The sequence below is a fragment of the Vescimonas fastidiosa genome, assembly GCF_018326305.1.
Lineage (GTDB): Bacteria > Bacillota > Clostridia > Oscillospirales > Oscillospiraceae > Vescimonas > Vescimonas fastidiosa.
In genome coordinates, this window is record NZ_AP023415.1 from 337,640 (window position 1) to 362,824 (window position 25,185).

Sequence of the window (25,185 nt, forward strand, 5' to 3'; positions counted from 1 at the left end):
AACGAAGCTATGAGTTTATCCTATCGTACAATTACAACGCCCCGGCTTACCACTGCCTATCTTTCGGCCGGCACACCCGGTAAGCCTCGCCTGTTGCTGCTCCACGGCAATGTTTCTTCCGCTGTTTTCTATGAGCATCTGATGGAGCGTTTGGCAGATGATTTTGAAATGCTGGCACCGGACTTCCGCTGCTTTGGCCATTCCTCTGCTCTGCCCATTGACGCTACCCGAGGAATGCGGGATTTTTCCGACGATATTGCCGAGTTTTTGCGTGCTGTGGGCTGGGATCGGTTTCATCTTTTCGGCTGGTCCATGGGTGGAGGCGTGGCTATGCAGTATGCCATTGACCACCCCCGGCAGGTGCAGAGTCTGATCCTCCAGGCACCGCTTTCGCCCTTCGGCTTTGGCGGCAGCTACGGGGAGGCGGGCACTCCGGTGGAGCCTGCGGGACTGGGCAGCGGGGCGGCCTGCACAAACCAAGCCTTGCTGCAGGCTATCCGCACCGGTGACCGCACTCTGCCCGGTCAGGTCATTGACAGTGTGTATGTGGCCGCCGGGTATAAGCTCCCGGAAGCGCAGCGGGAAAAATACATTGACTCTATACTCCTGTGCAAGACGGGAGATGATATGTGCCAGGGCGACAGCGTTCCCTGCACCCAATGGCCATACGCTAAGAGCGGCGGCAAGGGCGTGTCCAACACAATGTCCGTGCAATACTGCAACCTTTCCGCCCTGGCGGATGTACAGCCCCAAATGCCCATTTTGTGGATTCGGGGCGACAAGGATGTGATGGTATCCGATCACAGTGTCTGCGATGTGGCGGTATTGGGGCAAATGGGAGTTCTGCCCGGCTATCCCGGAGCGGATCAATTCCCCTCTCAACCCATGGTGGAACAGATGTGGTATGTGCTGGAGCGGTATCGCGCAGTTGGCGGCCGGTACGAGGAGCAACTGATCTCCGGCAGCGGCCACGGCTGTATGTTGGATCACGAGGATCAGGTGGTGGCTCTGCTGCAGCAATTTATTCTCTGAACACAGGAGGAATACATATGTTATTTGAAAAGACTGCTATTGTTACCGGCGCTGCCAGCGGTATCGGCTATGCGGTGGCTCAGGCGCTGCGTCAAGAGGGCGCGCAGGTCGTCATGGCCGATGTGAACGAGGCTCTGCTCATTGAGTCTGCCCGCAAGCTGGGCGGCGTACCCTTTGTGGGCAACCTGACCCGGCGGGAGGATTGCCGCCGTCTGGTGGATTTTACCGTGGAGCGTTTCGGCGGTGTGGACATTCTGGCCAATGTAGCGGGCGTGCAGCATGTGTGCCCCATTGAGGAGTTCCCGGAGGATAAGTGGGACTTCATCATCAGCCTTATGCTCACAGCACCGTTCCTGCTGACACGGTACTGCTGGCCCTATATGAAGGAAAAGGGCTGGGGACGCATTATCAATATGAGCTCTATCCACGGCCTGGTGGCCTCGGAATTCAAGAGCGCCTATGTGTCCGCCAAGCACGGGCTCGTCGGCTTTACCAAGACGGCAGCCATGGAGGGCGGCCCCCAGGGCATCACCTGCAATGCCATCTGCCCTGCCTATGTTATGACTCCCCTTGTGGAAAAGCAGATCGCAGCGCAGGCTCAGACCCACGGCATCCCTGAGGAGAAGGTCATTTCCGATATCATGCTCTCCAAGGCGGCCATTAAGAAGATGGTTCCGGCGGAGAATATCGGCGCTATTGTGAAGTTTCTTTGCTCCGACGCGGCAGCGTCCATCACCGGCATCGCTTTGCCCATCGACGGCGGCTGGACAGCCAACTGAATCGTTTGATTTCACTCTCTTTTATAGACAAGACCCGGTGCCGAAGCACCGGGTCTTGTCTTGGTATAGAGGGGTAAATCACCAGATATGATTCTTCTCTGCTTCCTCCAGCAGCCAGGCTCGGAAGTCTGGGTGGGCGATTTTCGTGAGCGCCTGCACACGCTCGGCGATAGTCAGACCCCGAAGCCAGGCAATGCCATACTCGGTGACCACATAGTCCACATCATTGCGGGAGGTGGTCACGGCAGCGCCGGGTGTCAGCATGGGGACAATCTTGGAATGGAGCTTGCCGTCCCGATCCGTGTAAGTAGAGTGCATGGCAAGAATAGACTTGCCGCCGGGAGACATTTGTGCGCCCTGAATGGTCTCGGCCTGGCCGCCGGAGCCGGAGAACTGCACCGGGCCCACGGATTCGCTGGCAGCCTGACCAGTTAGATCCATCTCCAGTGTGGCATTGATGGACACGAATTTATTGTTGCGGCCGATGGTATAGGGGTCATTGGAGTAGGTGCTGGACTTGAAAAGTACCATGGGGTTATCATCCAAAAAGTCATACAGGCGGCGGCTGCCCATGGTGAAGGAGCATATACTTACGCCGTCATTAAAGCCCTTTTGGGTGTTGTCCACGGCACCGCACTCAATAAGGTCCACCATGGTTTCGGTGAACATCTCTGTGTGGATGCCCAGATGCTTTTTGGACTTCAGCTCATTGGCAACGGCGTTGGGAATGTTGCCGATGCCCAGCTGGATGGTGGAGCCGTCCTCTACCAGGGAGGCCACATATTTGCCGATGGTGGCATCCACCTCCGTATAGGGGGCGGGGTCTACGCAGAGGATGGGACGGTCAGACTCTACCAGCGCCGTTACCTGAGAGATGTGCACCATGGTGTCACCGAAGGTGCGGGGATAGTTGGGGTTCACCTCCACAAGAAGGACAGCTCCGGCCCGCACCACATCCATTTCGTAGATGGAGCTGATGGAAAGGGACATATAGCCCCGTGCGTCCATGGGAGATACGGTCGTAAGCAGCACCGGGCGGCGGCCTTCATAGCGGATGCGGTCCAGAGTCTTGCGCAGGATGCTGGTGGAGTGCTGAGGTACGGCACTTACCAGACGCTGGGCGTTGGCCTTGCGCAGACCCGCGGTGAAGAACCAGCCGTGGTGTGCCATGACAGCCTTCATTTCCGGGTCGTGGAACACGGGATAATCCACCGAGGGGATGCAGCTCTGCAGAATAACATCTTTTACACCGGTGTCCTTAAGATGCTGCAGCTCACCCATCAGAGCGTCCGGGCAGGAGGCGGCCATGGGCGTGAAAACAAAGTCTCGGCTCTGAATGTTCTCCAGCACCTGCCGGGCGGACATTTTTTTGCGGTTGTATTCTTCCTGATATCTGTTCATAAGCGATCCTTTCCCTGCTTGGCAGAATTTATCGGTTTTTGTCCCTTTTAGAATACCCGGTTTTGCTTCGCCTGTAAAATACCCGTTATTTATTACCTATAACTTGAATTTATGAAGCAAAAAACGGCCTCGATACCGAGACCGTTTTCTGAGCTCATGGTTTGCATAGCTCCAAAAAGAGCTGCATAGGGGTCGATAGAAACCGCTCCTTTCGATACGCCACCGACAGTATCCAGGGGGCGGCAGGGTCCTGCAGATGCAAGCATACGGACTCTGACCGGGGATGCTTGTCCATAAGCGCTTTCGGGAAGAAAGCCACGCCCCGGCCGTCCAGAGCCATCTCATAGAGCAGATCCCACTGGGAGCTTTCAAAGGCCACTTGGGGCGCAAAGCCCGCCTGACGGCACAGGCTCTCCACCACGCCGCTGAACATGAAGTCCTGGGAGATCATCAGTAGAGGCTCATCCCGCAGCCGGGACAGGCTGATCGTTCCGCAGCCGGCCAGCGGGTGATCCCGGGAGACCACCGCCACGATCTCCGACCGCACCACCGGCCGGGTCACATACGCTTCCCGGGATATGGGCTCCAGTACAACACCCAGGTCCAACTGCCCTTCATCCAGAAGGGAGAGGATGCGTCGGGACGGTACCTCCGTGATCTGCAGAACAATATCCGGGTAGGTCGCCTGAAACTGGCTGATGAGGGTGTGATAGTAAATGGAGCCGGAGGTGGGAGGAATTCCGATGTGCAGGGTGTCGGCGGCGCTTTGAATGCGCTGCCGGATCTCCCGGGTTTGGGCGTCTGTAAAAGCCAGCAGCTTTTGCGCGTACTCGTAAAACAAGGCGCCGCTGTCGGTGAGCGCAAAGTCCTTGGCGTTTCGGTCGATGAATTCGGCTTCAAACTCCTGCTCCAGCAGGCGCACGCTTTTGCTCAGTGCGGGCTGGCTGATATGAAGCTGCCGGGCAGCCCGGGTGAAGCTGCGCTGACGCACAATCTCCGCGAAGTATTGCAGCTGGTGTAAAGTCACAGCTCCGCACCTCCTTAGAATACCTATATGTGTAGGTATTTATGAGATAAGAATACCATATGCCGAAGCAGAAGACAAGACGAACTCGAGGCCTCTTAAAAATTACTTCCTCAGCGCTTAATTGACGGGGCTAAAGCGTTTCAATTTCGGCTTTTCATTTCGTTAGAATGAGTTTAGTTATAGTGGCATTATTGCTTTGCGTCAAGAAGTCAAAGGAAAGAGATAAGACGCATTAGTGAATGCCGCTTCTATATATATCCGCTGGGATACATTTGCTGCTATATACAGGCAGCCGCTCATTCAGAAACCGCCGCAGTTTATAGCAAATTGACATTTACTTTTCTTTGCGCTGCATTCGCCACAGAGTGGAGCGGCTCACACCGAGCCTCATCGCCGCCTGACTTTGATTGCCGTGGGCTCGGCGCAGGGCAATCTCTACCAGTTCGCGGGTCATCTCCTCCAGCGTACGATTTGTGTCAAATGTCGGAGCCTTGGCCGCAGGCTGAGGGGACTCTAACAACAATTGCTGTCGGACGCTTTCGGCGGAAATATAGGATCGCTCCGCCGTCAGCGTTAACTGTCGTATGACGCGTTTTAACTGGTCCATATTTCCGGGCCACGGATAGCTTTGCAGAAGCTCCATCGCCTCCGGAACAAAACCGATGACTTGATGGGCGCTTTCAGCATTAAACTCGTTGAGGTAGAGGCTGCACAGAGCCGGGATTTCAAAGACGCGTTCCCGCAGAGGAGGCATTCGCAGCGTCAAACAGGAGTATTGCTGGCGCAGAACCCGACAGATGGGACAGTCCTCAGCTTGAGGAGTATCTGTAACGACCGAAAACAGAAATCGATTGTTTCCTCCCGATAGGATATGCCGAGCCAGAGAGTCTGACTGTTCCTTCGTAAGACAGTTGCAGTTTTTAAAATAGAAAGTGCATCCGGCGTCGTATAGCGGGGAGTCCGTTCGCGTTAGAAAGCTCTTCCAGAATTTGCTGTCCGCCCGGTCGCAATCCACCACACAAAGGGGGTGGTCACGATGCAGACCGTTGGAATACAGAACATTTGCGGCCCGATCCTTGTGTGTGCTGATCTCACCAAGGATTAGCACAGGGGAACGGGATACCGCATAGCGCTGCAGATTTTGGTGAAGGGTGGAGTTGATGTACTTTTTGAAATACTGCGGCGAAATATCTTCGCAGCTGAAAAAGCTTACGACCTCACTGCGGGACATGTCCTCCGGCAGGGGCTCGGCCTGCAGAAAGAAATAGGAGGAACCCTCCAGAAATACTCGCTGACAGGAAATTTTCCACGGCTGTTCCTGAATTCGCCGGATTTGCACGCCGCCCTCCGCATCGTCCGCTTGTGCGGCGATTTTTTGCATCATCTTCCGCAGCCGGGGCTTTCGGGCAAGAGAGGGACTCTCCCAAAATGCCGTTAGGTCCTCCTGCAGAACAGCCAGCTCCCATTGGTGTTGACGGGCTTGACGCTCCAGCAGTGCGTCCCGGACACGAACTGCGGTCATCAGATGATGCAGCTGCAGCGCTTGACGGATCGAGTTTTCCAGACTTTCCACGCCGGAGGTGATCAGAATAGCGTCCAGAGAATGCTGCTTGGCATACTGCGTCGTCACCATATCACCTATGATCAGGGTGACGCCTTGCTGAATCAGTTCATCTACCGTTTTTTCCAGCGTATCTCCCTGCGAGATCGAATAAATCGGCACTTCATATTGCAGCACGCTGCACAGGAGCGTTGCCATACGAGCAATGTTGGGATAGGCGACCAGGGCATAGCGGCCGGTGTAGTTTTCCGCCAGCTTTAAGGCGGACAGCACATCATAGCTGGATAGCTGGATCTCCACCACGGGGATGGAAACAACGGACCGCAGCACCTCCGCCGTGCCGCCGCGGGAGATGACAATATCAAACTCTTCCTCATCGATTTCCTGCACCAGACGCGCACCCTCGCCGAGGTCGCCGACCATCACCGTCAGGCGAACCTCCGGCCTGTCCTTGCAGATAAACAGCAGTATATTCTTCATACTCTCATAGGGCGCTATGACCAGGATCCTGCACGGGATCATGCGATTCACCACCTGTCTTATTTTGAAACATTTTTTTCTTGTTGCAGAATTAATTATACACCAATTACAAAAGTGTTGCAATATGAAACTTACTTTTTTGATTTCGCCATTGATTTGATTGAACCGCTGTGATAAAAAAGGGACAGAAAGTAAAAATATGGGGCGCAGACCCCAAGGGAGGTATATATGGAGATCAAAGGTATCATTGCCGCCATGGCCACCGCCATGTACGAGGATGGAAGCATCAATGAGTCCGAGATCCGCAATCAGGTGAACCGGCATATTCGAGCCGGGGTAGACGGTATCTTCTGCCTGGGTACCAACGGGGAGTTCTATATCCTCAGTACAGAGGAGAAGAAGCAGGTCATGCGCATCTGTGTGGATGAGGCACGAGGACGGGTACCTGTCTATGCAGGGACCGGCTGTGTGGGCACGCAGGATACCATTGATCTGTCGCTGGCGGCGCAGGAGATCGGCGTAGATGTGCTGTCCGTTATCACGCCGTATTTCGCAGCGTTGAATCAAGAGGAGCTGTACCGTCACTATGCAGATATTGCCGCCGCGGTGACCCTGCCTATCGTGATGTACAACATCCCCATGCGCACCGGCTGTGCCATTGAGCCGGAAACGGTATCCCGGTTGGCGAAAGACTTCTCTAATATCCGGGGCGTAAAAGACTCCAGCGGAAAGTTTGAAAATATTCTGGCATACATACACGGTACAGATCCGGAGCATTTCTCCGTCCTTTCCGGCAACGATGCACTGATTCTGAAAACACTGCAAAATGGAGGTAAGGGCGGAATTACCGCAGTTGCCAATATTCTGCCGGAAATGATGGTGAGTATCTATCAGAATTGGAAGAAGGGCGACATGGCTGCCGCTGAAGCTGCCCAGCAGGGTATTCAGCCCATCCGTGACTGCTTCAAGTACGGCAACCCCAACTCGATTGTTAAGCGGGCAGCCAACCTGATCGGACAGCCCCTGGGTCCATGCCGCAAGCCGTTTGGAATGGTGAGCGAGGAGACGGACAGAGCCATTTTGGATACCATTGACCGATACTATGCGGCCTACAAGCGCTGACAAGGAGGTAAGGAGATATGATTAGTCTGAAGCTGCCTGTGTGTACCCACTTGGGGGAGGGCAGTGTGAAAGTTGTCCCGGAGATTATTCGCCGGGAGAACGCGAAAAAGGTTGTCGTGTTCACCGATCAGGGTGTGCGGCAGTCCGGCGTATGCGATGTGCTGCTTCGTGAGCTGGCAGATATTTCCTATGCGGTGCTGGACGATATACCGCGGGAGCCGAGCTACTTGGATGTAGAGAAAATCGCCGGGCAGCTGGAGGCAATGGCGTGCGATTTGATCGTAGCGATCGGCGGCGGCAGTGTGATGGACACAGCTAAGCTATGTTCCATTCTCAAGGGCGCCCCCTATACCATTCGAGATCTGCTGCAAGACCCTGCACAGGGGCGCAAGCAAGTAAAGACAGTGTTCCTGCCCACCACCTGCGGCACCGGGTCTGAGGCCACCTGCAACGCCATTGTAGCCATCCCGGAGGAGAGTGTGAAAAAGGGCATCGTCAACGATGCCATGATCCCGGACTATGCGGTTTTGGATCCGCTGACGATCCGCCGTCTGCCGAAATCCATTGTGGCAGCTACCGGTGTAGACGCGCTGGCACATGTAGTGGAGTGCTACACCTCACTGAAGGCTACAGATTTCAGCAATATGTTTGCCGTAACCGGCGCCAAGCTGATTTTCAAAAACCTGGTACGCGCCTATGAGGACCCGGACGATATGGAGGCCAAGACTGCCATGATGCTGGGTGCATTTTACGGAGGCGTGGCTATTACCGCCAGCGGCACCACCGCTGTGCATGCACTGAGCTATCCGCTGGGCGGCAAATTCCATATTGCCCACGGCGTATCCAATGCCATCTTGTTTGCGCCGGTGATGCGCTGCAACCGTCCCGCCTGCGAAAAGGAGTTGGCGCAGTTGTGTGACGCGGTGTATCCCGAATGCCATGGGCAAAGTGCCGAGGAAAGATCTCTGCGTATCATCAGCGCCATCGAGGATGTTATCCGCCGCACGGATATCCCCACGGATCTCAAGCCCTACGGTGTGCAGCCGTCGGACATTGAGTTTTTGGTCACCTCTGGCAGCCAGCAGCGGCGCCTGCTGGACAACAACCGCAAGGAACTGACGCTGGAGGAGATCCGGGCTATTTATCAAAGCGTCCTGTAAGGGCTGCGAAAGAATCACAAGGAGGCGTTAAGCATATGAACCGTCCGATTTTGGGGATCACCATGGGAGATCCCGCCGGCTGCGGTCCTGAGATCACCGTCCGGGCTTTGTCCGACGCCACGGTGTACCAACGGTGCCGGCCGTTGGTGATAGGCGACATCAAGTGCATCCGCGACGCGTTGCGGGTGACGAACCGACCGGAGCTGAAGCTCCATCAGGTGGATAGACCCAGCCAGGGGCTATATGAATTCGGTACCATAGATGTGCTGCATCTGGAGCTGGTGGACTGGGACAAGTTTTCCTATGGTAAGGTAGATCCCATGTGTGGAAATGCCGCTTTTCAGTGTGTGAAAAAGGTCATCGAGCTGGCTATGGCGGGAGAGGTAGACGCTACCGTTACGAACGCGCTGAACAAGGAGGCCATGAATCTTGCCGGACATCATTTCAACGGTCATACTGAGATCTACGCCCATTACACCGGGACGGACAAGTACACCATGATGCTGGCACACGATGATCTGCGGGTGGTACATGTATCCACCCATGTATCTCTGCGGCAGGCCTGTGACCTGGTAAAAAAGGAGCGGGTGCTGGATGTTATCCGCATTGCCCACAAGGCATGCCTGGAGCTGGGTATCGCAGCGCCCAAGGTGGGCGTATGCGGTCTGAACCCCCATGCAGGAGAGGACGGCATGTTCGGGCGGGAGGAAATCGAGGAGATTGCTCCTGCTATTGAACAGGCCAAGGCCGAGGGTATTCAAGCGCTGGGCCCCCTCCCACCGGACACCGCCTTTTCCAAGGCGTTGGGCGGCTGGTATGATATCGTGGTCTGTATGTACCACGACCAGGGGCACATCCCTTTGAAGGTCGTGGGCTTTGTATACAACAAAGATCTGGGCCGCTGGGATGCAGTGGCAGGTGTAAATGTAACATTGGGCTTGCCCATTATCAGGGCCAGTGTGGACCACGGAACCGCTTTTGGACACGCCGGAACCGGCGTTGCAAATGAGCTGAGTCTTGTAAATGCTATGGATTACGCCATCCGTATGGCAAATGCCAAAAAAAATGTATCCGCCGTAAAGTGAGGGGCCTATATGTATTTCATCATCGCCGATGATCTGACCGGCGCAACCGATACAGGCATTCAATTCCAAAAGCGTGGTATTGCCACCACGGTTCTGGTGGAACCGCCGAAGGAAACATGGCCCTGTCTTGGCGAGAACACTGCGTTGTCCATCAATGCAAGCTCCCGGGAGCTGCGCCCACAGGAGGCGGCGGTCCGCACACGGGAAGTCCTGCAACATATAGTCCTGTGCGATCAAGATACACTCTTTAAGAAGGTCGACTCGCTTATGCGGGGAAACCCCGTGGAGGAGTTGGAGGCTGCGCTGGAGGCTGCCGACCGCCGGATCGCGTTGGCGGCGCCCAGCTTCCCGAGGATGGGCCGTACCGTAGACGGCGGCGTACTCCATCTGCCGGATGGTTCTGCTAAAGACCTGCTGACCTTGTTCAAGAACCGCGCACACATGACTGTTTGCCACATCCCACTGGCACGCCTGCGGACAGAGGGGGCGGGTCTGGCTTCCGCCCTTGCCCGGAGGGAGGCACCGCTTCTGTGCCTGATCGATGCTGTGACAGAGGCGGATCTGTCGCTGGTGGCGGAAATCGGGCAGGCGCTGGATGCGCCTCCTGTGTACTGCGGCAGCGCGGCGCTGGCAGAGGCGCTGCCTGTGAGAGGCGAGCTGCCCAATGTACCGTGCCGCCCGGCTGCCAAGCGTGTTTTAGTTGTTACCGGCTCCCGGAAGAAGGAGACGGCGGCACAAGTTCGGCGCTTGGAGGCTGTCTGCGGACTGCACAAGGTCTTACTGGATTCCGAGTGCTTACTGCACGGGCCTGCTCCTGCGGAGATTTCCCGCGCTGCACAGAAACTATCAGAGCTGCTGCGGCAGGAGTGCAGTGCGATACTGGCCTTTGACAGCTTGTTTTGCAGCCAGACCGGATTTGCGGATGACGATGTTGCCGCACGGCAGGCGGGTAGGAGTCTGGCCTCCAAACTGGGTGAGGTACTGAACGGTATCGACCGCACGCTGTATGATGGATTGATTTTAGTTGGCGGTGACACCGCCGTGGAGGTGTGCCGCAGCTTGCATACCACGCAGCTCCTGCTTTTGGAGGAGGTGCAGAGCGGAACTCCTGCCGGACTGTTGGCTGACGGTCAGCTCCGGGGGATGCCGGTCATCACAAAATCTGGTGCATTCGGGGATGAAGATACCCTGCTGCACACATGGAAATATATCAGGAGAGAAAGCGAATAAGGAGGAGATCACACAAGAATAGCAGAGCATATGTCCCGAAAATCAAAAGTCGCGTTACCTTAAACAATCATTCTAAAAGAAAGAAGGAGTCACTATGGCAACCCTCGAAAGTAAAAAAGCCGCTACCCTGGGAAAGAGATCTATTATCGGTATGATTATTGGCCTGGCACTGGGCGCGATCCTGTGCTTTGTCCCGAACGGCTATGTCCGTGATGATATCATCATCAATACCATACTGAACATTGTCGGTAATGGATATCTGAATCTGATCAAGATGACCATCATCCCCTTTGTTTTTGCATCCCTGGTCATGGGCATCTCCAGTGCTACCGATGTCAAGCAGGTGGGACGCATCGGCGGCAAGATCCTGATCATCTATGTAGCTACCACAGTGGTCGCTTCCGCCTTTGGTATTTTGGGCGGCATGATCCTCAAGCCCGGCGTAGGCGTGGATCTCGGGTCTTTTGACCTGTCCAACACCTATGAGAATGTTAACACCTCGTTTGCAAGCGTTATCCTTGACTTTATCCCCACGAATATTGTGGAGTCCTTTGCGAAGGGTAAAATGATCCACATTGTGGTCTTTGCCGTGTTCTTCGGTATTGCCCTGAGCCTTATCGGCGAGAAGGCAAAGGCCGTGAAGAAGTTCAACGAGTCTCTGGCCAACACCATGCTGAAAATTGTGAACATTGTTATGCAGCTGACCCCCTACGGCGTGTGCGCCCTGATGGCTAAGACCGTTGCCAATCTGGGCTTCACAATCATTGTGACGCTGGCCAAGTACTGCGCCTCCGAGATCTTCCTGCTCTTCCTGTTCGGTCTGCTCGTCTATGGCCTGATGCTGAAGCTCTTCACCGGCCTGAGCTATGGCCGCTTCCTCAAGAAGTACAGCCGTATTGCGCTGGTGCCTTTCTCCACCTCCTCCTCCAACGCAACCCTGCCTTATTCCATCGAGTTCTGCCGCAGCATCGGCGTTTCCGAGAAGGTGGCATCCTTCACCCTGCCTCTGGGTGCCACGCTGAACATGGACGGCAGCGCCATCATGCAGGGCATGACCGCTGTGTTCGTGGCGCAGCTGTACAACATTGACCTGACCTGGCCCATGATCGTTACCATCGTGATCGCCGCTACCCTTGGCACCATCGGCTCCCCCGGTATGCCCGGCGTGGTCATGGTCACGCTGACCGTGGTGCTGCAGTCCGTGGGCTTCCCGCTGGAGGCAATCGCCATCATTGTGGCAATCGACAAGTTCCCCGATATGTTCAAGACTGTACTGAATGTGCTGGGCGACTCTGTGGATACCGTGATCGTTGCCAAGTCCGAGGGCGAATTTGACGCGGATGTGTTCAACGGTCTGAAGGAAGCGGATGTCAATGTGGGCGAATGATCCCGCGAAACCTTTTCACTTTATATGTAAGGAGTATCCGTTATGGTTATCAGTAGTAAGTTTCTGGATGCACTGACCCCCTCATCCATTCGAAGCATTACGGCCAAGATCCGCGACAAGGCAAAAGACGGTATTCAGGTAGTGTCCTTTGCCGGTGGTCTGCCCAGCAAGGAGTTTTTCCCGCTGGAGGATCTGCGCCGCATCACCGACCAGGTTTTTGAAGAGGAGGGCGGCGAAGCTATTCAATATGCCGCCTCTGACGGCTACGATCCCCTGCGTCAGTATCTGGTGGAGTTTATGAAGCGCTATCAGGTCAACAATATCGACTACAAGAATATCCTCATCACCAGCGGTGCCCAGCAGGGCTTAGCTTACCTCTCTAAGGGCATGATCGAGCCGGGGTCCGTGGTCATCGTGGAAAATCCGTCCTACCCGGGTGCACTGGACACCTTCCGTTCCTACGGCGCGGAGATCGTGGGCGTCAGCATGGATGATGATGGTATGAAGATGGATGTGCTGGAGCAGATGCTGCAGCAGCAGCACAAAAAGGTGGCGTTCATCTACACCATTGCGGATTTTCAGAATCCCACCGGGCGCTGCATGTCCATTGAACGGCGCAAAAAGCTGGTAGAACTAGCAGAAACATACGACACCTTCGTTGTGGAGGATGGTCCGTACAGCCTGATCTCCTTTGATGGACAGGTTATGCCGGCTATCAAGAGCTTTGATACGTATGGACGGGTCATCTATTCCGGGTCAACCTCCAAGACCATTGCTCCGGGACTCCGCATAGGTTGGCTGATTGCCGATCATGAGAGCATTACCAAGCTGGTATATCTGAAAATGCGGGATGATCTGCAGGTGAACAACATTGCCCAGCGTCAGGTGTACCACTACTTGAAGGATTGCGATTTTGACGGCCATCTGAAAACGGTAATCGATGTGTATCGCCGTCGGCGGGATGTGATGGCAGAGGCTGTCCGCGCCAGCTTCCCGGAGGGCACACGGGTGATTCTGCCCGGCGGCGGTCTGTTCATGTGGGTGGATCTGCCCGAAGGCACAGATGCGTTGGAGATGTTTGACTTTGTCTTTCAAAAAAATATCGCCTATGTGCCAGGTCAGTTTTTCTGCTGTGATGGAAGCGGCAAGAATGCCATGCGGCTGAACTTTTCCACCACAGGAGAGGAGGATATTGCCCGCTGTATCCCCATTCTTGGTGAAATGATAAAGCAATATCTGAAAAAATGATCTTGCGCAAATAAGCGATGCTGCTTTGCTGCTGCGAAAAATCTCCGCGATTCCGGAGCGCGCGTGAAGTATATGTTTATGAGAGGGGGCGAACCTATACAGGTTCGCCCCCTCTCAGTCTGTCAATTGCGCCGCTCTGTAAAGGCGGCTACCGTTTCCGATAGCCGCCTTGAGACCTATTCGCTTTGTTATCTGTTGTACTTTTTCTTTCGGCTTACAACCGTTGTGCCGATAACAGCGCCGCCGCTGATGAACAGAAGTGCGATCCATAAAACGAGATTGCTGCTGTCACCGGTTTTGGGCGAGGTAGTATTTCCAAAATTGTCGGTCTGATCAGTCGGCTTCGCCGCAGAACCCGTTGCGGGAATTTCAGCGGCGGCCTTCTTATAGCCACAGACGGTGCATTCCTCGTGTTTGGAGCCTCTCGTGGTTGCGGTGGCTTCCTTATCGATGACCCACTTGAAGGTCACCCTGCCGGAGGGTTGGACCCACCACCATCCGCAACTGCACCATTGAAGAGGGCGTGACCATCGGCTATGACGGCACCCAGAGCGAGATCGGCTCCATCGCCGGGCGTATGCAGGGCACGGTGGAAAACTGCGTCAGCTACGCCACAGTCAAGGGTGTCAACTATGTGGGCGGCATCATCGGCACCCGGGACAACGCGATGGGCATCTGTACGGTGAATAACTGCACCTTCGGCGGCACGGTGGAGGCCACCGGCAGCTATGTCGGCGGCATCATGGGCGGCGGCTACGGTGTAAACAGCAGCGCACCCAACGGAATTCGCACAACCGTTACGGATTGCAAGGTGACCGATACCGCCTCTGTCACGGGTCAGGAAAATGTGGGCGGTATTCTCGGCGGTGATGGCTTTGTGGCCCAGGCGTGGAATGGCTATTCGTTCAAGAACAACACCTTCCTGGGTAAGATCAAGGGCGAGAGCAATGTGGGCGGCATCATCGGCTACTACCGCAGCCTGAATAAATTTGACAATATTTCCAATAACATCTATGCCGCCGACTGCGGTGCGACCAAGGGAATTGCCGCCGTGCAGTATGTGGACACAAATCAGTTCGCAAACCTGACCGAAAAGGACGGCACGACCTACTTTAACACCTCAAAAATGGAGATTAACATGCGGGACACGAATACGCTGTATCTCTATGCAAACGATGGGACGCTGATGAAAGGTCCTACTGTCCGGGGGTGCGACTGGAAAGCCGACCACAACCGCACCGACGACCCCCTGGGGAAGGATGCAGTGAAGCTCTGCCGCAGCACCAACGAGAGTCTCCTGCCCGATGATAACGGCGCAGGTACCCCCGGCAATACCCCCGCCACCGGCGATACCGGCGTGCTGGTTTGGGTCATCGCCCTGCCCGTGACGATTCTCGCCGCCGCCTTCGTCCTCAAGCGTAAGGAGCGGGAGGCGTAAGCCAAAAAGAAAAACCTAAGCGGCAAAATAAAACAGCACCCCGGGGTCTCTTGCATGACAAGAGCCCCCGGGGGTTTTTCGTTTTACGGGTAAATGTGCTGAAATCTCGCTTGCCTTGATGATTTCCAGCTTTGCGGGAATGTTGTTCAGATAGTCTGTCATTGTCTTGTTCTCCTTTTCGATAGAAAGTCTGGGCATTGGATAACGGCGGCACGGAAGCTCTGCTTGCAGCTCCTTTCACATTTCCTGCAAAGCTCGTTATATTTCTTCCTGTCACGCTCATCAAGAAAGAACGCCCATTCTCTCTTGAGGTATTTCGGCATACGGGGTATAACGGACACCTCCTTTTCACTGCCGAATTGCCGATTTGCTCCCGAAACGCAGAAACGCCCAAAACCGTTTCCCGCTGTATAGTTTCGGGGCGATTTTGGGCGTTTTCCTTCGATATGAACGGCGTTGTTTTAGCGGCGGAATCCTTACCGTCCGTCATTCAAAAACCGCTGTTTGTCACTTCCTGGTAACAAAAAAGCGCCGTATTGCTACGACGCTTTTGTCTTGCTCGGAAGCTGGAGCAAGGGAACGCTATTCAATTATCTGTTATACTTTTTCTTTCTGCTTACAACCGTTGTGCCGATGGCTGCACCGCCGCTGACAAACAGCAGGGCAATCCACAGTGCAAGGTTGCTTGTATCGCCGGTCTGCGGACTCTTATCGGATGTTCCCGGTTTGGTACTGGCAGGCTTTTTTTCAAGAGCCGAAATCGCATCTTCGATAGCCTTCGCCATTGCGTCAACTTCGCTCTGTTCAGTGATGTTCTTGTCACGGACAACAGCCTTGACAGCAGTTTCTACAGCAGAGAAGTCCTTGTAGTTGTCCTTGTTCAGTGCATTTGCTTTGGCAATGGCTGCATCTACCTTTGTGTAATCAGCGGGGATGTTATTGTCATCCCACACAAAAGTTGGATGACCGATTCCGGCAACCCATTCAACGCCCGCACCGGCATTGGTTTGCAAGCCAGCAAGGACATCTGCGGAGGTGAAGTTGGAGACGGCAGTGCCGCACGATGACTGGTCAAAGGTCGGATCGGCACTCGCAGTACCTGCATCCCAATCAACCACCAGCTTAGCAACGGCTAAGTAATTGCCTTTATTATCAGGATATTTTTCTTCATCAAGCGTTACACCATCAGGAGGGGTATCCGGCCAAATGCAGTCGGTAACATGGGTCTTTACAACAGCTGTAATCCAAGTGATATTGCCAGGCTCAGCGCCAGTGATGTTTTTTGTCGCAACTATGCAATTTTTGATTATTACGCCAGGCTTGTTCCCAGAGAAGTTTTCAAAGTTTGCACCGAGAATACCACCTACAGCTGAATAGATATTATTGCAGGAAACAGAACCGCCAAACCAACAATCGGTAATCGACGAGCTGTCCGCAGAGTTTTCCCACTGACCAATCAGCCCGCCAACGGTATCAACATGATCTTCATCGGATTCTGTACTGATAACCGTGGCGTCTGAGCCGCAGCCTTTTACTTGTGTGCTCCCAGTGCATTGGCCAATCAGTCCGCCGACCATCTTGTCGCCAACATTGTTTTCTATCTTTCCGCTTGTATAGCAGTTTTCAACTGTGCCGCCATCGACCCAATCTGCCAAAATGCCGGCAAGTAACGAACCATCATTTGAGGCAATATCAGCGTCTATAACAAGTAAATTCTTTAATGTACCACCGTCAGAAACAACTCCGAATAGTCCGTTTCGAATAAGTTCGTCACCAGTAGAGTGATGATGCAAATTCGTGATTTTGTGATACTGCCCATCAAAAGTACCAGCAAAATATCTGCCAAAGTTGCTGCCATTTCCAATGGGGGTCCACTGGCAGCCGGATAAGTCGAGGTCATTATCTAAGTAAATCGTTTTCCCTTCAAATGATACAGATGCAGTTTTGTCATTGACTAACTGCGCTAAACCGGCCAACTGTTCGGCAGTGGTGAAACGGTATTCAGTGTCCGTCTCATGGTCGGTGTACCAGCTTATATCTGCCGTACCGTCCCAATTATCTACTGAAGTTCCTTCAGCAAACGCTGTCATCGGAACAAGTGCCATCACAAGGCACAACGCAAGCAGAAGACTTAGAAGTTTCTTCTTCATTTTTATTCCTCCAAAATAATTCTATCCGCTATTTTCTTCCTCCGACAGCGGACACGCCGGAGAAGATAGAAGGTTTAACCGGAAAAGATCGATTTGCCGGTCGTGGTTAGGACTTCAATATCAAACCACCATCCTTCCGGCAAACGCAAAAAGCCGAAGCCAAGGCATAATGCGCCCTGTCTCCGGCAACTGGTTCGCTATAAATTGTATGAAATAAGACTTGACACGCTGAAAAAACGGCGCTATGCTCCTGCCGAGCCGAGCCGAGCCGAGCCGAGCCGAGCCGAGCCGAGCCGAGCCGAGCCGAGCCGAGCCGAGCCGAGCCGAGCCGAGCCGACAATAATTGTCGCATTTCCGTTTGCCATAGTCAAGTCCTCCTTCCATAATTTCTAAGGCAAAAGGATATGAATTCCCCTACCCCATAGATATACAAAAGTATTTTAGCAGATTTTCCCCAAAATCTCAAGTAGTTTTCAGAATATTACTCTCTTGAAGCCATAACAGATTCTTCCGAAAAGTCGGGATTCGATTAATGATAATTTTATAGATTTTGTTTCCTTTCTAATTATAATATGTTTGAAGTAAGGTTTCAATATAAAACACAAATATTAGTGGGATTGCAAAAAAGCAAAACCTGCATATTAGTGAGTTAGTTCAGTTGATCTTTGATTTAAACATAAAAACGGAGCGATTTTCTATTAAAATCGCTCCAAAACACATAATATTTGATTATTCGTGGGATAAAAAAGAGACAAACAAGCTTTTTAGACTTGTTTGTCTCTTTTGGTCCGAGTGTCGAGATTCTCGAACTCGAGGCCTCTTGAACCCCATGCTACCCGATATTTAAAAAAGTTGGAAAAATAGATTTAACAAGCAAAATACGGGAATATTTCGGGTGTAAATACCCTTATTATGCACGCTTTTATTTCATATTTTTCTTATTTTTGTATTTCTATTATGCATGAATTACGGAATAATGCGCTGAATTTGTTATAAAATAATGGAATGTGAATTTCTAACAAAAGTGAACGGATTCGGAAAATAAAAAGTGAAAAAATTCTGTGTTTTTTCAATTGGTTTGAAAAAAATTCCGTGTTTTTGGGCTCAGGAACAAGCACGGAATTTTTAACAAAAAACACGCAAAAGTTTCGTGCCTCTAAGTTGTTCGGACGAATTATACGCTCCGCTTTGGGAAGTCGCCAGCGAACTCGGCCAGCAGGCCTTGGCAGCCCGCCATCACATCCAGCCATGTTGCCTGGAAGTCGCCGGTGTACCAGGGGTCTGCCACATTGCCGGGTCGGGCGGTGTGGTCCAGGAGCAGGGAGATTTTCCCATCCGGGTCGCCGCCGCATATACAGTGCATATCCCGAAGATTGGCGCTGTCCATGCCTACCAGGAAGTCGTAGTCGGCATAATCCTGTCTGGTGAGTTGACGGGCGGCGTGGCCCGCACAGGAGATGCCGTGCTCGGCCAGCTTGCGTCGGGCCGGTGGATAGACGGGATTGCCGATCTCCTCGCGGCTGGTGGCGGCGGAGGCGATATGGAATTGGTCGGTCAGTCCGGCCTTTTGCACCAGGTCCTTCATAACAAACTCGGCCATGGGACTGCGGCAAATATTGCCATGGCAGACAAATAGAATTTTCTTCATGTGTGGCCTCCTTAAAAATTACTACATCGCCAGCTAAAATGACGAGGATAAAGCGATCCAATTTCGGCTTTTCATTTCGTTAGAATGTGTTTAATTATAGTGAGATTATTGCTTTGCGTCAAGAAGTCAAAGGAAAGAGACAAAGCCGTTATCCGTGTGATAGAGGCTCCGGCAGTCACGCCGACCGCTGAAGTTGCCGCGCCGAAGCCGTAAAAGCGCACAGAGCAGCCTATATTTTTTTCCTGTTGAAATATGGCGCATTGCGTAGTATAATAAAGAAAACCAAATAACGGGACAGCGTGAGCCGGGTTTATCCCGGCGGCGGAATGGGGTGAAAATCCCCGCGAGACGGTCACTGTGATGTCGATTTATTCGGCTAAGCCAGATACGCAATACGCTGCTCCCGGGTCGCTGCCAGTACCGGGGCCAAAGCTGTTATACGAACGCTTCACCCGGCTGCTTTTTGGCAGCCGGGTGATTTTTTGCTGCCAGGCACCATGGTGCCTCATGCTTTCCATGGAAAGCATGATAGCCATTTCAAGCCGCCGGGGCGGGGGAGGACGGCAGACCCCTCCGCCCCGCTTTCCATGAGCCGGACGGGACGATGTAGGCATCGCCCCAATGACAGCAAAAGCAACAGCCGCAAGGCGTTTACATAGAGAGAAGAGAAATAATTACAAGGAGGAAAAAGAAATGAAAAAACGAATTCTTTCGTTTGTCCTGGCGCTGGTGATGGCGGTCTCGCTGCTGCCGGTCAGCGTGCTGGCGGCGGAGGATACACCTGCGGTGAAGTCCGAATACTCGCCGCCCGACTCTGATGTGAAAGTGATTGGAACATACCAGGTTGACGAAGATACAACGTGGGATGTTCGACTGGTCACGGTGAATTCGACAAAGTATAATTATATTCAAACACCTCTTGACACAAAGACAGGCGTGATTTCAACCGAGATGCACAAGGTTGGCGACCTTGTGTCCGGCAAATATGAGACGAGTCATTACAAAGGCTCGGAGACTTACGAGAGCGGAATCCGTCTCTACGATCAGATGAAAGACCATTTGAACTTGACTGTTGCTGACGCATTAGAAAGCACCGCAACGCAGACATGCTTCTATAACTTCAAAATAACGGGGCGGCCTAATAAAAAAAAAGTAAAGGAAATCTATGGACTTCTCATCATTCAGTGGACGGCAGGCGAGTTTGTTGCTCTGGATAAGACGAAATTACAAGAGGCGATCGAAACTGCCCCCACTGCCGATAGCGGGAAGTATTACACCACTGGAGATAAGTTCAACGGAAAGAACACCAACCCAAAAGGCTTTTGGGCAGAATACCAAACGGAACTGAAAAGTGCAAAAAGAATCAATACAAGCACAAGCGTAACACAAGAGAAAATCGACAATGCCGTTGCCGGGCTGCAAGCCGCCATCGGCAACCTGATTCCCACCACGCAGGTGAACCCCACGATTCTCCATGAGACGTTGAGAATAATGCATGCCAGCGGATTCTACGAAGACGCAACAAAATACACTCCGAACACGTGGGCGCCCTTTGACGCGGCGCGCACGGCAGCCCATGCGCTGCTTGACGGGCTCTTCGATGAAAACGGAAATGCCACCGCCGCCAATACAGCGGAAAAGCAGAGTGAGATAGACGCTGCGGCTGCTGCACTGACGGAGGCGGAGAAAAATCTGTATGGAACCTCTGAGGTGGAAGTAAATAAAAAGACCATCGAACGAATCAACACGTTTTTGGCGGACGTGATCGCACTGGCGGATACCGTTAAGCAGAGCGATTATACCGCCGAAAGCTGGGCGAAATTTGCCGCCGCCCTGACCGCCGCCAGGAACGCCAAAGCCCCCGTGCTGACGGACACCAAGGCGGACGATGCGTCTGTTGCCGCCTATAAAAAGGTGTATGAGGATCTGTATCATGAGTTCTACTGTGGTCTGACCCCGGTGGGCGAGATCACCGTCTCCCTCACATATCTTGACCCGGAGAAGGCGCGTCAGGGGAACGGTACAGGCTCTCGCGCCGGTGCCACCCAGCAGGTGACGCTCAGCGGCGACTACTCCCTCTATGCGGCGGTGGACTCGCTGAAAAACAAGCCGGCGAATCGAATTATCTGGCCGCATGCCAAGATATTTATCAACGGCGTCTACGTCACCGAGTGTTATATCAAGCAAGAAAGTTATGACTGGCGGAGCGATACTGTATCCAAAAATTTGCGGCTGCACCCCGGTGACACGGTCGTGGTGGATCTCAATCTGGACCCGCAAACTGAGAACCAGCCCACCATCTACGACAGCAGCGCACACCTGTGGCAGTATATCGACAGTATAAAGACATCGCAGTTTGTCCAGAGCAACGGGCTGGAGGTGAAGGCGGGCGAACCGTTTACCCTGACCGTCCGGCAGGCAAAGGCGGCGTTGGGTCGCAGCCGTGCTGTCGAGGCGGGCGCAAACATGACCCTGTTTATCAGTGACATGGCGGAAGCCCCCGCCGATAACCACCCCACCACGAAGCAGATTACTCAGAATGAAAAAGCGGTTATCACCGATGCAGACGGCAGTGCCAGTGTGACGCTGTACCGTGAGGGCTGGTATCTGATCGCTGCCTATGACCTGCGGGAGGACGAAAAGGGCAACATCGATAGCGGCGGTGACGGCAAAACCCCCAGCTACGCAGGTAAATACTATTCTGCAAACAGCGGCGCAGCCATTTGGGTTCATGTGAATACGCCCGACGACCTGTCCGCCGTGAAAAATACTTTGCAGTCCCAGCTGGACAAGGTGTATGCCGCCTATGCGGAAAACTATTTCCGCCCCGCTGTCTGGAGCGAACTCAAGAGTGCCTATGATACCGGCACCGCCGGTATCAAGGCTGCCGCCACCTCCGGCGATGCCAGTGATGCCCAGCAGACGGCCATTGAAACCATCAGAAAGCTGCAAAACAACACCACCGCGGAGAATAAACAGAACCTGACCACCTTCCGCACGGCGCTGAACAAGCTGCCCGACGATGCCAGCCTGCTTTCCGCCGGTGTCAAGTCCACCGTGGACAAGCTGATCGCCTGCTATGAGGGCATGAGCGACTACCAGCGCAGGCAGCTGACCGGCGTGGAGCAAACCAAGTACAACAGTATCAAGGCTTTCGCCGATACCCACGAGACCTTCCCGGAGGACAAGGCGTTCAAGCTGACGGTGAACGTGGTGGGTGACACCGACGAAGTTACCGCCGCGCTGAACGATATGACCAAGTACCTGCGGGAGCATCCTGCCACCCAGGATCGCGGCAGCGGCGGACGCCGTGACAACCCCATCCAGACCGAGCCGTTCTGCGTTTTCACGGCAGCCATCCCGGATAGCACGGAAGTGACAACGGCCGCCGCATGGACCACGGTGCGCTTTGTCTCCAGTATCGACTATGCGGCGTACTTCCAGACCCGTGCGGCGAAGGGGACGTTTACCGTGGACGGTGCGAAATGGAGCATCAGCAATGAGAACCTGCACTTCACTACCGATGGCCTCGGTTATACCGTCAATGGCGGCTTGACTGTCACTATTGGCGGCCAAGCCTATGAGATCAAGAGCATTACCTATCAGGGAATTGATCCCGGTTCTATAAAGTCCGGAAGGATGATTGCCTACGATGACACAGAGTATCTGGGCAAGAATAAGGACTATATCAATATGCGCTTTGAGGATGCGGTGCAGAGGTTCACCATGCCCTACAACGATGTGGCCGTGACCGTCACCTGGGGGCCTGTCAGCGAGAATGTGAACGCCACCAGGACTGCCGCTCTCTCCCGCCTGCAAACGCTGTATAACAGCCTGGGCGACAAGGCCGAGGCGACCTATCAGGACGGTGTCAAGGCCATCCAGGCTGCCACCTCCGTGGCCGCCGTGGAGACTGCCTATCAGTCCGCTGTGGTGGCGATGAAGAAAGCCGCCAATAACTACGGCAAGGTGCAGGTCATTGTGGAGAACACCACCTATTCCAAGAAGGACGGAGCACCTTGGGACGGCACGCTGGTGAACACATGGGTCGATCTGTCCGCCGACAGCACCATGATGTCCTGTGTGGTCGATGCGCTGAAAACCAAGAACGCCACGGTGGTGGGTGCAGAGAGCAACTACATCTCCTCCATTAACGGCCTCAAGGAGTTTGACGGCGGCAAGTCCTCCGGCTGGATGGGCACGCTGAACGATTGGTTCACCAACGAGGGCTTCGGTGCGTTCACGGTGAAGAGCGGCAAGCTGGCAAGCGGCGATGTGATCCGCATTATGTTCACCTTGAACGGCTATGGCGCCGACCTGGGCGGCACCTGGGGCAATTCCGACACTACCCTCAGCGCCCTGAAGGTCACCGGCGGTAAGCTGACCCCCAATTTCGTCTCCGGCGAGGCCGGCGGGCGGTATGACTATACTCTGGTCATCGATGGCGACAGCGGCAGCATCCGCCTGAGCCCCACCGCCGCCAACAAGAACTTCCAGGTCAAGGCCTTCCTCAACGAGAAGGTTACCGATAAGACCGAGGGCAGCAGCTTCTTCAAGCGCACGGAGAGCATCCCCGTGAAGGTGGGCGACACCATCTATGTGGGCTGCGGCGCCAAGGGCTGGCTGAGCATGAATAATCAGAGCGGCAATACCCAGAGCAGCGACGGCACCTGGTATGTCCTGCATGTCGTCAGCGCCGACACCGGTGCGGACTATGTCGTTGGGCTCATCGACGACCTGCCTGCCGCCGTGAAGTACGAGAACTATTCCGCCACCGAGGACGCCGTTTCCGCCGCCCGGGCTGCCTACGGCATCCTCAGCAAGGCCGAGCAGTCCAAGGTGAGCAACCTCACCAAGCTGGAGAAGCTGGAGCAGGCCATTGCGAGCTTCCGCTCCGTGGACACTCTCAAGGCTCAGATTTCCAACCTGCCGGAGGCCGATAAGCTGTCCGTGGCCCACAGCCAGACAGTGGCCGCCGCCGAAAAGATGTTCCTCGCCCTGACGGCAGAGCAGAGGGACTGCCTCACCATCGCAGAGGTGGAGAAGGCCGAGGCCGTGTTTGCCGAGATGAAGAGAATCCTGGAGGCACCTATCAAGGACGCTGAGGCCAAGATCGACGCCATCGGTGAGGTTACCCTGGAGAGCGGCGAGGCCGTCCTCACCGCCCAGGCCGCCTTCAACGCCCTGACCCCCGAGCAGCAGGCGCAGGTGAGCAACGCTGACAAGCTGCAATCTGCCGTCACCAAGCTGGCTGCCCTCAGAAAGGCAGTTTTGACCGAGAAGCTGGACGAACTCTATAAGACCACCGGCGACTTCATGGCCACCCTGGGCACCCCCACGGTGAACTCCATCGGTGGCGAGTGGATGGTCATCGGCCTGGCCCGCAGCGGCCGCCCCGTGCCCGCCGGGTACTATGACAATGTGGTAGAGTATGTGAAGGCCAAGGCTGACGCCAATGAGCGTCTGCACCCGGCCAAAGTCACCGACAACGCCCGGGTGATCCTGGCCCTCACCGCCATCGGCAAGGATGTCACCAATGTGGGCGGCCACAACCTGCTCAAGGGCTTGGATAACATGGCCTATGTGCAGACTCAGGGCATCAACGGCCCCATTTTCACCCTCATCGCCCTGGATAGCCACAACTATCCGACCTCCGGTGATGTGACCCGGGAGAAACTGATTCAGGTCATCCTGGATGCCCAGCTCACCGACGGCGGCTGGGACCTGAGCGCTGAGAACGCCGACACCGATATGACCGCTATGGCCATCCAGGCTCTGGCACCTTACTACAAGACCAACGAGACCGTGAAGGCTGCTGTGGATAAGGCTCTGGAGGCCCTTTCCGCCCTGCAGCGCAATGACGGCGGCTTTGGCAGCTGGGGCACCGTGAACAGCGAGTCCTGCGACCAGGTCATCGTGGCCCTTACAGCCCTGGGCATCGACCCCATCGCGGATAGCCGCTTTGTGAAGAACGGCAACACCGTACTGGACGCTCTGGCCGGGTTCTATGTAACCGGCGGCGGCTTCCGGCACACCGCTGGCGGCGACCTGGACGGTATGGCCACCGAGCAGGGCTACTACGCCCTGGCATCGTACTACCGCTTCCTGAATGGCCAGACCAGCCTGTACGACATGAGCGATGTGGCCGTTCAGACCGCCGGCACCTCCGGCGGCGACAATAGCGGCAACGGCACCAACAACGGCGGCACTCCCGCCACCAGCGATACCGGCGTGCTGGTTTGGGTCATCGCCCTGCCCGTGACGGCCTTGGCCGCTGCCTTCGTCCTGAAGCGTAAGGAGCGGGAGGCGTAAGCCAAAAAGAAAAACCTAAGCGGCAAAATAAAACAGCACCCCCCCGGGGTCTCTTGCATAACAAGAGACCCCGGGGGTTTTTCTTTTTTACCGCCAACCGTTCAAAAGCCGCTGTTTTTCGCTTC

Annotated in this window: 18 protein-coding genes; 11 read left to right on the forward strand and 7 right to left on the reverse strand. The window is 54.4% G+C overall.

Going from position 1 to position 25,185, the window contains the following annotated elements; translation table 11 throughout:
- The first annotated feature begins 9 nt into the window (after positions 1 to 9).
- Both KI236_RS01625 and KI236_RS01630 read left to right on the forward strand, forming a co-directional pair.
- Entirely contained in the window at positions 10 to 1,032 is a 1,023-nt protein-coding gene (locus tag KI236_RS01625; protein WP_212818715.1) for an alpha/beta fold hydrolase, read from the forward strand.
- A 17-nt stretch (positions 1,033 to 1,049) separates the two neighbouring features.
- Positions 1,050 to 1,811: a 3-hydroxybutyrate dehydrogenase gene (locus tag KI236_RS01630; RefSeq protein ID WP_212818717.1), complete on the forward strand. Its 762-nt coding sequence runs from the start codon at positions 1,050 to 1,052 to the stop codon at positions 1,809 to 1,811.
- A gap of 78 nt (positions 1,812 to 1,889) precedes the next feature.
- On the opposite strand, the gene KI236_RS01635 is transcribed toward KI236_RS01630, so the two are convergent.
- The 3 genes from KI236_RS01635 to KI236_RS01645 form a co-directional block, all read right to left on the reverse strand.
- Entirely contained in the window at positions 1,890 to 3,212 is a 1,323-nt protein-coding gene (locus KI236_RS01635; RefSeq protein ID WP_212818719.1) for an acetyl-CoA hydrolase/transferase family protein, read from the reverse strand.
- Positions 3,213 to 3,366: 154 nt separating this feature from the next.
- Complete coding sequence (locus KI236_RS01640; protein WP_212818721.1) at positions 3,367 to 4,239, reverse strand: LysR family transcriptional regulator; 873 nt, start codon at positions 4,237 to 4,239, stop codon at positions 3,367 to 3,369.
- Positions 4,240 to 4,573: 334 nt separating this feature from the next.
- Complete coding sequence (locus KI236_RS01645; protein WP_212818723.1) at positions 4,574 to 6,322, reverse strand: PrpR N-terminal domain-containing protein; 1,749 nt, start codon at positions 6,320 to 6,322, stop codon at positions 4,574 to 4,576.
- A 186-nt stretch (positions 6,323 to 6,508) separates the two neighbouring features.
- Here KI236_RS01645 and dapA point away from each other — a divergent pair, with 186 nt between their 5' ends.
- The 6 genes from dapA to KI236_RS01675 all read left to right on the forward strand — a co-directional run bounded on the left by dapA (position 6,509) and on the right by KI236_RS01675 (position 13,512).
- Positions 6,509 to 7,402, forward strand: a complete 894-nt coding sequence (gene dapA / locus KI236_RS01650) for a 4-hydroxy-tetrahydrodipicolinate synthase (RefSeq protein ID WP_212818725.1) — start codon at positions 6,509 to 6,511, stop codon at positions 7,400 to 7,402.
- 17 nt (positions 7,403 to 7,419) lie between these two features.
- Positions 7,420 to 8,562, forward strand: coding sequence for an iron-containing alcohol dehydrogenase (locus KI236_RS01655; protein WP_212818727.1), 1,143 nt, complete (start codon positions 7,420 to 7,422; stop codon positions 8,560 to 8,562).
- Positions 8,563 to 8,597: 35 nt separating this feature from the next.
- Positions 8,598 to 9,647 carry a 4-hydroxythreonine-4-phosphate dehydrogenase PdxA gene (gene pdxA, locus KI236_RS01660; RefSeq protein ID WP_212818729.1) on the forward strand — a complete coding sequence of 350 codons (1,050 nt, stop codon included), beginning with the start codon at positions 8,598 to 8,600 and terminating at the stop codon, positions 9,645 to 9,647.
- A 9-nt stretch (positions 9,648 to 9,656) separates the two neighbouring features.
- Positions 9,657 to 10,877, forward strand: a complete 1,221-nt coding sequence (locus tag KI236_RS01665) for a four-carbon acid sugar kinase family protein (RefSeq protein WP_212818731.1) — start codon at positions 9,657 to 9,659, stop codon at positions 10,875 to 10,877.
- Between the two features lie 94 nt (positions 10,878 to 10,971).
- Positions 10,972 to 12,264, forward strand: a complete 1,293-nt coding sequence (locus KI236_RS01670) for a dicarboxylate/amino acid:cation symporter (RefSeq protein WP_212818733.1) — start codon at positions 10,972 to 10,974, stop codon at positions 12,262 to 12,264.
- 42 nt (positions 12,265 to 12,306) lie between these two features.
- On the forward strand, positions 12,307 to 13,512 hold the full coding sequence (locus tag KI236_RS01675; RefSeq protein WP_212818735.1) for an aminotransferase-like domain-containing protein: 1,206 nt from the start codon (positions 12,307 to 12,309) through the stop codon (positions 13,510 to 13,512).
- A 188-nt stretch (positions 13,513 to 13,700) separates the two neighbouring features.
- Here KI236_RS01675 and KI236_RS12095 read toward each other — a convergent pair whose 3' ends face one another.
- The gene (locus KI236_RS12095; RefSeq protein ID WP_228738067.1) at positions 13,701 to 13,982 is read right to left on the reverse strand and encodes an LPXTG cell wall anchor domain-containing protein; all 282 of its coding nucleotides are present in this window, start codon (positions 13,980 to 13,982) and stop codon (positions 13,701 to 13,703) included.
- 53 nt (positions 13,983 to 14,035) lie between these two features.
- Here KI236_RS12095 and KI236_RS01685 point away from each other — a divergent pair, with 53 nt between their 5' ends.
- Complete coding sequence (locus KI236_RS01685) at positions 14,036 to 14,950, forward strand: hypothetical protein (protein WP_212818738.1); 915 nt, start codon at positions 14,036 to 14,038, stop codon at positions 14,948 to 14,950.
- Between the two features lie 15 nt (positions 14,951 to 14,965).
- Here the strand turns inward: KI236_RS01685 and KI236_RS01690 are convergent, their stop codons facing one another.
- Positions 14,966 to 15,112, reverse strand: a complete 147-nt coding sequence (locus KI236_RS01690; protein ID WP_212818740.1) for a hypothetical protein — start codon at positions 15,110 to 15,112, stop codon at positions 14,966 to 14,968.
- Between the two features lie 35 nt (positions 15,113 to 15,147).
- Here KI236_RS01690 and KI236_RS01695 point away from each other — a divergent pair, with 35 nt between their 5' ends.
- Positions 15,148 to 15,471: a hypothetical protein gene (locus KI236_RS01695; RefSeq protein WP_212818742.1), complete on the forward strand. Its 324-nt coding sequence runs from the start codon at positions 15,148 to 15,150 to the stop codon at positions 15,469 to 15,471.
- Positions 15,472 to 15,540: 69 nt separating this feature from the next.
- On the opposite strand, the gene KI236_RS12100 is transcribed toward KI236_RS01695, so the two are convergent.
- Both KI236_RS12100 and KI236_RS01705 read right to left on the reverse strand, forming a co-directional pair.
- A complete protein-coding gene (locus KI236_RS12100; RefSeq protein WP_228738068.1) occupies positions 15,541 to 17,100 on the reverse strand; it encodes a hypothetical protein in 1,560 nt (519 codons plus the stop codon).
- A 1,174-nt stretch (positions 17,101 to 18,274) separates the two neighbouring features.
- Complete coding sequence (locus KI236_RS01705; RefSeq protein WP_212818744.1) at positions 18,275 to 18,748, reverse strand: low molecular weight protein-tyrosine-phosphatase; 474 nt, start codon at positions 18,746 to 18,748, stop codon at positions 18,275 to 18,277.
- A gap of 693 nt (positions 18,749 to 19,441) precedes the next feature.
- Between KI236_RS01705 and KI236_RS01710 the strand changes: the two genes are divergently transcribed.
- Positions 19,442 to 25,060 (forward strand): DUF4430 domain-containing protein, encoded by a 5,619-nt coding sequence (locus tag KI236_RS01710; protein WP_212818746.1) that lies wholly within the window; start codon positions 19,442 to 19,444, stop codon positions 25,058 to 25,060.
- Positions 25,061 to 25,185: the final 125 nt, after the last annotated feature.

Excerpts from the sequence above, each read along its gene's own strand:
- KI236_RS01625 (WP_212818715.1), top strand. The coding sequence starts at position 10 with ATGAGTTTATCCTATCGTACAATTACAACGCCCCGGCTTACCACTGCC.
- KI236_RS01630 (WP_212818717.1), top strand. The coding sequence starts at position 1,050 with ATGTTATTTGAAAAGACTGCTATTGTTACCGGCGCTGCCAGCGGTATC.
- KI236_RS01635 (WP_212818719.1), bottom strand. The coding sequence starts at position 3,212 with ATGAACAGATATCAGGAAGAATACAACCGCAAAAAAATGTCCGCCCGG.
- KI236_RS01645 (WP_212818723.1), bottom strand. The coding sequence starts at position 6,322 with ATGATCCCGTGCAGGATCCTGGTCATAGCGCCCTATGAGAGTATGAAG.
- dapA (WP_212818725.1), top strand. The coding sequence starts at position 6,509 with ATGGAGATCAAAGGTATCATTGCCGCCATGGCCACCGCCATGTACGAG.
- KI236_RS01655 (WP_212818727.1), top strand. The coding sequence starts at position 7,420 with ATGATTAGTCTGAAGCTGCCTGTGTGTACCCACTTGGGGGAGGGCAGT.
- pdxA (WP_212818729.1), top strand. The coding sequence starts at position 8,598 with ATGAACCGTCCGATTTTGGGGATCACCATGGGAGATCCCGCCGGCTGC.
- KI236_RS01665 (WP_212818731.1), top strand. The coding sequence starts at position 9,657 with ATGTATTTCATCATCGCCGATGATCTGACCGGCGCAACCGATACAGGC.
- KI236_RS01670 (WP_212818733.1), top strand. The coding sequence starts at position 10,972 with ATGGCAACCCTCGAAAGTAAAAAAGCCGCTACCCTGGGAAAGAGATCT.
- KI236_RS01675 (WP_212818735.1), top strand. The coding sequence starts at position 12,307 with ATGGTTATCAGTAGTAAGTTTCTGGATGCACTGACCCCCTCATCCATT.
- KI236_RS01690 (WP_212818740.1), bottom strand. The coding sequence starts at position 15,112 with ATGACAGACTATCTGAACAACATTCCCGCAAAGCTGGAAATCATCAAG.
- KI236_RS12100 (WP_228738068.1), bottom strand. The coding sequence starts at position 17,100 with ATGAAGAAGAAACTTCTAAGTCTTCTGCTTGCGTTGTGCCTTGTGATG.
- KI236_RS01705 (WP_212818744.1), bottom strand. The coding sequence starts at position 18,748 with ATGAAGAAAATTCTATTTGTCTGCCATGGCAATATTTGCCGCAGTCCC.
- KI236_RS01710 (WP_212818746.1), top strand. The coding sequence starts at position 19,442 with ATGAAAAAACGAATTCTTTCGTTTGTCCTGGCGCTGGTGATGGCGGTC.